6 protein-coding genes and 1 pseudogene are annotated in these 6,002 nt (G+C 51.2%); 5 read left to right on the top strand and 2 right to left on the bottom strand.

Features of this window, described 5'->3' with window-relative positions; translation table 11 throughout:
- The 4 genes and pseudogenes from ACPUC8_RS25180 to ACPUC8_RS25165 all read left to right on the top strand — a co-directional run.
- Positions 1 to 164: pseudogene (locus ACPUC8_RS25180) on the top strand (acetyl-CoA carboxylase biotin carboxylase subunit); the annotation flags it as partial.
- A gap of 79 nt (positions 165 to 243) precedes the next feature.
- Positions 244 to 1,515 carry a Glu/Leu/Phe/Val family dehydrogenase gene (locus ACPUC8_RS25175; protein ID WP_039336752.1) on the top strand — a complete coding sequence of 424 codons (1,272 nt, stop codon included), beginning with the start codon at positions 244 to 246 and terminating at the stop codon, positions 1,513 to 1,515.
- A 120-nt stretch (positions 1,516 to 1,635) separates the two neighbouring features.
- Positions 1,636 to 1,977, top strand: coding sequence for a type II toxin-antitoxin system RelE/ParE family toxin (locus ACPUC8_RS25170; protein ID WP_039336750.1), 342 nt, complete (start codon positions 1,636 to 1,638; stop codon positions 1,975 to 1,977).
- Positions 1,974 to 2,312 carry a helix-turn-helix domain-containing protein gene (locus tag ACPUC8_RS25165; protein ID WP_494927699.1) on the top strand — a complete coding sequence of 113 codons (339 nt, stop codon included), beginning with the start codon at positions 1,974 to 1,976 and terminating at the stop codon, positions 2,310 to 2,312. Before ACPUC8_RS25170 ends, ACPUC8_RS25165 begins: the two co-directional genes overlap by 4 nt.
- A gap of 64 nt (positions 2,313 to 2,376) precedes the next feature.
- Here the strand turns inward: ACPUC8_RS25165 and ACPUC8_RS25160 are convergent, their stop codons facing one another.
- On the bottom strand, positions 2,377 to 3,456 hold the full coding sequence (locus ACPUC8_RS25160) for a porin (protein WP_494927698.1): 1,080 nt from the start codon (positions 3,454 to 3,456) through the stop codon (positions 2,377 to 2,379).
- A 486-nt stretch (positions 3,457 to 3,942) separates the two neighbouring features.
- Between ACPUC8_RS25160 and nac the strand changes: the two genes are divergently transcribed.
- The gene (gene nac, locus ACPUC8_RS25155) at positions 3,943 to 4,857 is read left to right on the top strand and encodes a nitrogen assimilation transcriptional regulator NAC (RefSeq protein ID WP_494927697.1); all 915 of its coding nucleotides are present in this window, start codon (positions 3,943 to 3,945) and stop codon (positions 4,855 to 4,857) included.
- A 136-nt stretch (positions 4,858 to 4,993) separates the two neighbouring features.
- On the opposite strand, the gene ACPUC8_RS25150 is transcribed toward nac, so the two are convergent.
- Complete coding sequence (locus ACPUC8_RS25150; RefSeq protein WP_494927696.1) at positions 4,994 to 5,659, bottom strand: SDR family NAD(P)-dependent oxidoreductase; 666 nt, start codon at positions 5,657 to 5,659, stop codon at positions 4,994 to 4,996.
- Between the last annotated feature and the right edge of the window lie 343 nt (positions 5,660 to 6,002).

Below are 6,002 nucleotides of genomic sequence, written 5' to 3'. Positions count from 1 at the left end.
GTGAAGTGGCGATCGCGCGTATGAAGAATGCGCTGGCGGAGCTGATCATCGACGGCATCAAGACCAACGTCGAGCTGCAGATGAAAATCATGTCCGACGAACACTTCCAGCAGGGTGGCACCAACATCCACTATCTGGAGAAAAAACTCGGCCTGCAACACTGAGCATTTAACCACCACGGGCGGCCCGAGGGCCGCACCCTACATGAGTCCAATATCTCACACATAAAATCTGGAGGTCAGTTTGTCTGAACTTTCCTATGTGACGGGTGACCGTCACTCCGCCTGGTCAACCTACTTAACCCAGGTCGAACGCGTATTGCCGCTCCTTGGCGATCTCAGCCGCTGGGCTGATACGTTAACCCATCCCAAGCGCGCATTAATCGTTGATATACCACTTGAAATGGATGACGGCACCGTACGCCATTTCGAAGGGTACCGCGTCCAGCACAACTTATCTCGCGGGCCGGGCAAGGGCGGGGTGCGATTCCATCCCGATGTCACGTTGCAGGAAGTGATGGCGCTCTCCGCATGGATGACGGTGAAATGCGCGGCGCTCAATCTGCCGTTTGGCGGCGCAAAGGGCGGTGTGCGAGTGGACCCGACTCAGTTGTCACACAAAGAGCTGGAGCGATTAACGCGGCGTTACACCAGTGAAATTGGCAATATGATAGGTCCACAGCAGGATATTCCCGCGCCTGACGTCGGTACCAATGCACAGGTGATGGCCTGGATGATGGACACCTGGTCAATGAATGTCGGGGCCACCACCACTGGTGTGGTAACGGGTAAGCCCGTGCATTTAGGTGGTTCGCTTGGGCGCGTGAAAGCCACCGGGCGCGGCGTGTTTGTCACCGGCTGTCGTGCGGCGGAAATGCTGGATATCGACGTAGTTCAAAGTCGCGTGGCGGTGCAGGGCTTTGGCAACGTGGGCAGCGTGAGTGCCGAGTTGTTCCATGCACAGGGTGCCAAAGTGGTGGTGGTGCAGGATCACAGCGCCACGCTCTATCTGCCAACGGGACTGGATATTCCCGCGCTGCAAGCCTGGCAACAGACACACGGCAGTATCAAAGGTTTTCCAGGTGCCGATCATATTGTTGATGAACACTTCTGGACGCAGCCCTACGATATTCTGGTACCGGCCGCGTTGGAGGGGCAGATCACCGCGGAAAGAGCCAGTCTGTTGCAATGTCGCTTGATCATCGAAGGCGCAAACGGCCCAACGCTGCCAGAAGCCGATGATGTGTTGCAGCAACGCGGGATTGCGGTGGTGCCGGACGTGATTGCCAATGCGGGCGGCGTCACCGTCAGCTACTTCGAGTGGGTGCAGGACTTTTCCAGCTTCTTCTGGAGTGAGGAGGAGATCAATCAGCGGCTGGATAGCATTATGCAGAACGCTATTGATACCGTGTGGCAAAAAGCAGAGACGCTCGATGTGACATTAAGAACGGCGGCTTATGCGCTGGCCTGTGAGCGTATTCTGTTGGCCAGAAAGGATCGCGGTTTGTATCCGTGAAAAAATGATTTTGAGACAGGCCCCGCAACTGCGGGGTTTTTTATTGCAAGGTATTTGTTGCGCACGCCTCAGCGTGTATAATTTTTTATACACAAATGGAGCCGTGTGGAGCGCACAATTATGGATGAGAAGGATTTGGACTGGCGTGGAACTTCTCTGGATGACATAAAGAAGTTCCCAACTGAAGTGAAGAAGGATGTGGGTTTTGAACTCCATAAAATCCAAAATGGTCATAATCCTACTCACTTCAAAGCAGTTAACCGTTGGGGAGCGGGAGTCATTGAGATAAAAATTAAGGGCGATGATGGGGAATATCGTGTGGTTTATGTCGCGAAATTTGCAGAAGCAGTTTATGTGTTACATGCTTTCCAGAAAAAAACACAGCAGACTAGCCCAAAAGATGTAAGCACCATAGTCGAGCGCTACAAGGCAGTAGTAGAAGAGCGGAGTAAACTGATATGAAAGATAACATCGATACCCAGTCTCGGCATGTGACTAAAGTGGGCGGAAACATTTTTGCAGATCTTGGGTTTGAATCAGCTGAAGCTGACACCCTGTTGGCACAATCTCGCGAAGAGATTAATCGGGCAGATGAGCTAAAAAAGCAGCTCATGGCCGCAATTGCTGAATGGATTTCTGTGAGTGGCTACAAGCAGATTGAAGCCGCAAAGATTATGCATGTATCGAGACCGAGAGTTTCGGACGTCGTGAACCAAAAAACTGAGAAGTTCACCATTGATTCGCTGGTTGGCATGGTTACAGCAATGGGCAAAAAGGTTCAGCTTTCCGTTGAGTAAATTCTTCAACAAATAATCGGCTAAAAAACTTATATTAAGGCCAGCAAAGCTGGCCTTTTTGATATCAGAACTGATACACCAGTCCCAGTGCGACCTGGTCATCGTTCGGTAAACCGAGCTTGTTGTTATCGTCGAGCAGGTTGATCTTATACACGACGAAGGTTTTCATGTTTTTGTTGAAGTAGTAGGTCAATCCAGGCTCAAGGAATTTCAGCAGATCTTCATTACCCACACCTTCCACATCCTTGGCTTTGGTTTGCACCCAGGCAATAGAAGGGCGGATGCCGTTCAGGAACTGGTATTGCAGTGTGGCTTCAAAACTTTCGGTTTTATTGGCGAAGCCACTTTCACCGGTCAGGCTGTTGCTGATCGCGTAGGCGTTACGGGTCTGGCCATAGAAGGTACCAAAGTACCACTGGTTATCATCATATTTCGCGCCCACTGCCCAGCTCTCGCCACGTGCACCATGTCCATAAACGCCATCGGCATTCTGTGCGTTAGTACGGTCCAGATTAGCGTAACCGCCGACGACGCTCACACCAAAGTCAGTGGCATAACCCAGTGAGGTTGCCCAACCGTCGCCGTTGGCTTTGCTGATGGCATCACGATCGTTTTTGCCCTGATACTGCAAACCAAAGCTCAGGCCATCCACTAATCCAAAGAAATCACGGTTACGATAGGTGGCAACGCCGGTAGAGCGCCCGCGCAAGAAGCCATCCGCAGTGCCCGTTGCGCCACCAAATTCTGGCAGTACGTCTGTATACGCGATGGCGTCATACACCAGGCCGTAGTTACGACCGTAATCGAAGCTGCCATATTGGCCGACTTTCACCCCAGCAAAACCCAGGCGGGTTTTGTTACCGCTCTGCGCATCACTGCCTTCGCTGTTATTGAGCTGCGCTTGATATTCCCACTGGCCGTAGCCGGTCAGCAGGTCGTTGATCTGGGTCTGGCCTTTAAAACCAAAACGCATATAGGACTGATCGCCACCGAGGCTATCATTACTTGAAATATAATTCTCGCCCTGCACCTTGCCGTACAGATCCAGTTTATTCCCATCTTTATTGTAAATTTCGGCAGCATGGCTGAGCGTAGAAGCAAACAGCGCGCTGGCGATACACATTTTTAAACAAAGCTTCATCATTTATCCTCGTTATAGCATTTATCATCTTGTTGGTATAAACACCGCGTTCTATTTCACGCGCGATGGAAGGAATCAGGAAAAGATTCCGCTGGCCGTTAAGTTTGTCGAATGCACAATAATGCTCCGGCTGAAACAAGCCCTGGCAGCCAGCCAGCGGATGAAGCGCACACATCATGGGTAATACTGGTCGAGAAATTTGCGTCAGGTAGAGTGGTTAATTATTTTATCTCTGCGCTGACAGTGAATCGTCGCGTTAACGAAATGTGCGAATCACCATAGAGCGAATAGTTCATTTCCCCATAAGATAATTTTGTTTTGGCTGGATACCATTTGCTTATTTCTTTGCGCGCTAATTATACTCATCAATCCATATAAAACCCCTATCTGATTAAAAGCATTCCTTCTTATAGAGAAGTAAACAATCTCGATATAGTCGTGATAGCCTGCGGCAAATTGAGTGTCGGCAGGATGATTGTGGCGGGAAATATGAATATCCGACGTCTGAAGTCTTTCATTACCATTGTCGATATGGGCAGCATCACGCGAGCGGCAGATGCCTTACACATTGCACAACCGGCGTTGAGCCAGCAACTGGTGGCGCTGGAGGAGCACTTTAAACGGCAATTGCTGATTCGCAGCCAGCAAGGTGTCGTGCCTACTGAAGCAGGTAAAGTGCTTTATGGGCACGCGCATGCCATGCTGCGTCAGTTCGCACAGGCCGAGGTGGATGTACTGAGTGCGGGCCAGCGCTTGTCAGGGAGGGTGTCGGTGGGGTTGGCACCCTTTAGTGCGGCTTCAACACTACCGATGGCGCTACTGAGTGAAATGCGGGTGAGGCATCCCGGTATTTTGCTGCACTTGGTGGAGAGCGTGGGGCAAGCCTATAGCGAACTGGTGGCGAATGGCCGACTGGAGATGGCACTGCTACACGGTTGCGGTGGGGTAAAAGGATTGCACTATGAACCGCTGATGGAGGAGACGTTTTACTTCGTCGCGCACGCAGATTTTGATTTCGATGATGACGGCGGGCCGCTGCAGGTGACCCAACTCAGTGCGCTCCCGATGTTGTTGCCCCCGTCCTATAACTTTGTCCGCCGTGCGATTGATGAGGCTTTTAGTCTGCATCATCAAAGCCTCAATATCGTCGGGGAGTTGGAGGCGGTGAAGAGTATTGCCCGCGCGGTGGATGCCGGTTTGGGCTGCATCATTATGCCGAAAGCGATAGCGGAGCGGATTCAGTCTGAATCGCGGGATGTGGTGATCCGTTCCATCAGTGGCCCCGAGATCAGTCAGACGCTGTCATTGTGCGTGTCAGACCGCACGCCCTTGTCAGAACCGGCAGCCGCAGTAAGGGAACTGCTGATTGAACTGACACAGAGTCTGGCACAGCCTGCGAGATAAGAGGCGAGTGTCTCGGTGCGCATGAATGCGCACCCTACGAAAACCGCGCTCGATGGTCGAAGGGTCGTCATTTATGGCGACTAAATGGCGATTAACTGATCCCTGTAGCCATCACGCCGCCCCGTAATACATTCAGCTATAACATTGCCTCTTTACGGCAGTTAATCAGCAATTCGGCAACGGAAAGGTTATTCGGCAAGCGCAGCAGCAACTCCACCATCTCGGCTAAATCTTCGGGTTGGGTCATCTCTTCTCGGGTAATTTCCGTTTCGCCCTGCGTCATATCTGTAGCGATATAACCGGGGCAGAGCGCAGTGGCGCGAACCCCCTCCGCCCAACACTCTTGCCGTATACCATGCGTCAATGCCACGACGGCGAATTTGGTCATGGCATAGCCCACATTGCTGCCTACGCGCCGCCCGGCAAGTGAGGCGACATTGATGACTCGACCATTACCTGCTTGCTGGAGATAGGGCAGCGCAGCGCGGCTCAAGCGCAGCGGCCCTTTGACATTGATCTGCCACATGTCATCCAGCGCTTGCTCACCCTGACCCAATACGCGCACGCGCGGGTTGATGCCGGCACAGTTAATTAATCCATCAATACGACCATAACCAGAAACCGTCTCGGCAACCCAGGCTTCACCTGACCCCACTTGGGTCGCGTCGTAATGATGTACAGAAAGATTTGTGCGTTTAGCCAATGTCTCGGGGCGGCGGACACCAGCACTGACCGTAAATCCTGCCGCTAATAACCGCTCGGTAATGGCCAAACCTAACCCGCGCGAGGCACCCGAAACCATAATTACTCGTGACGTTGGACTTAACATTTTAACCATCTCGTGATGTGAGGGAAATGATAAGCGTAGTGGTGAACCTTAATACAGAGCAAATAACGGATTGTTGGGGTGACATATCGCAATCTGATTACTGTATTCACCTTTAATAATGTTCATAACCGGAGGAGATAGACGCATCGTGAAAATGTATTGGGTGTGCTGTAAATAATCATATTAACGTTTTGTGACCGGAATAATTATAATTTCAAACGCGTCATTTAATTTTCTTATATCTCAACGCGAAATTTCTTACTCTACATAGTTTTCTCTGATGTCGTCATGTCTGTGATGTGACGTTTTGCAAAAT

The sequence above is a fragment of the Pantoea sp. CFCC18177 genome, from assembly GCF_059412425.1.
This window is presented reverse-complemented; position numbering and strand designations above follow the sequence as displayed.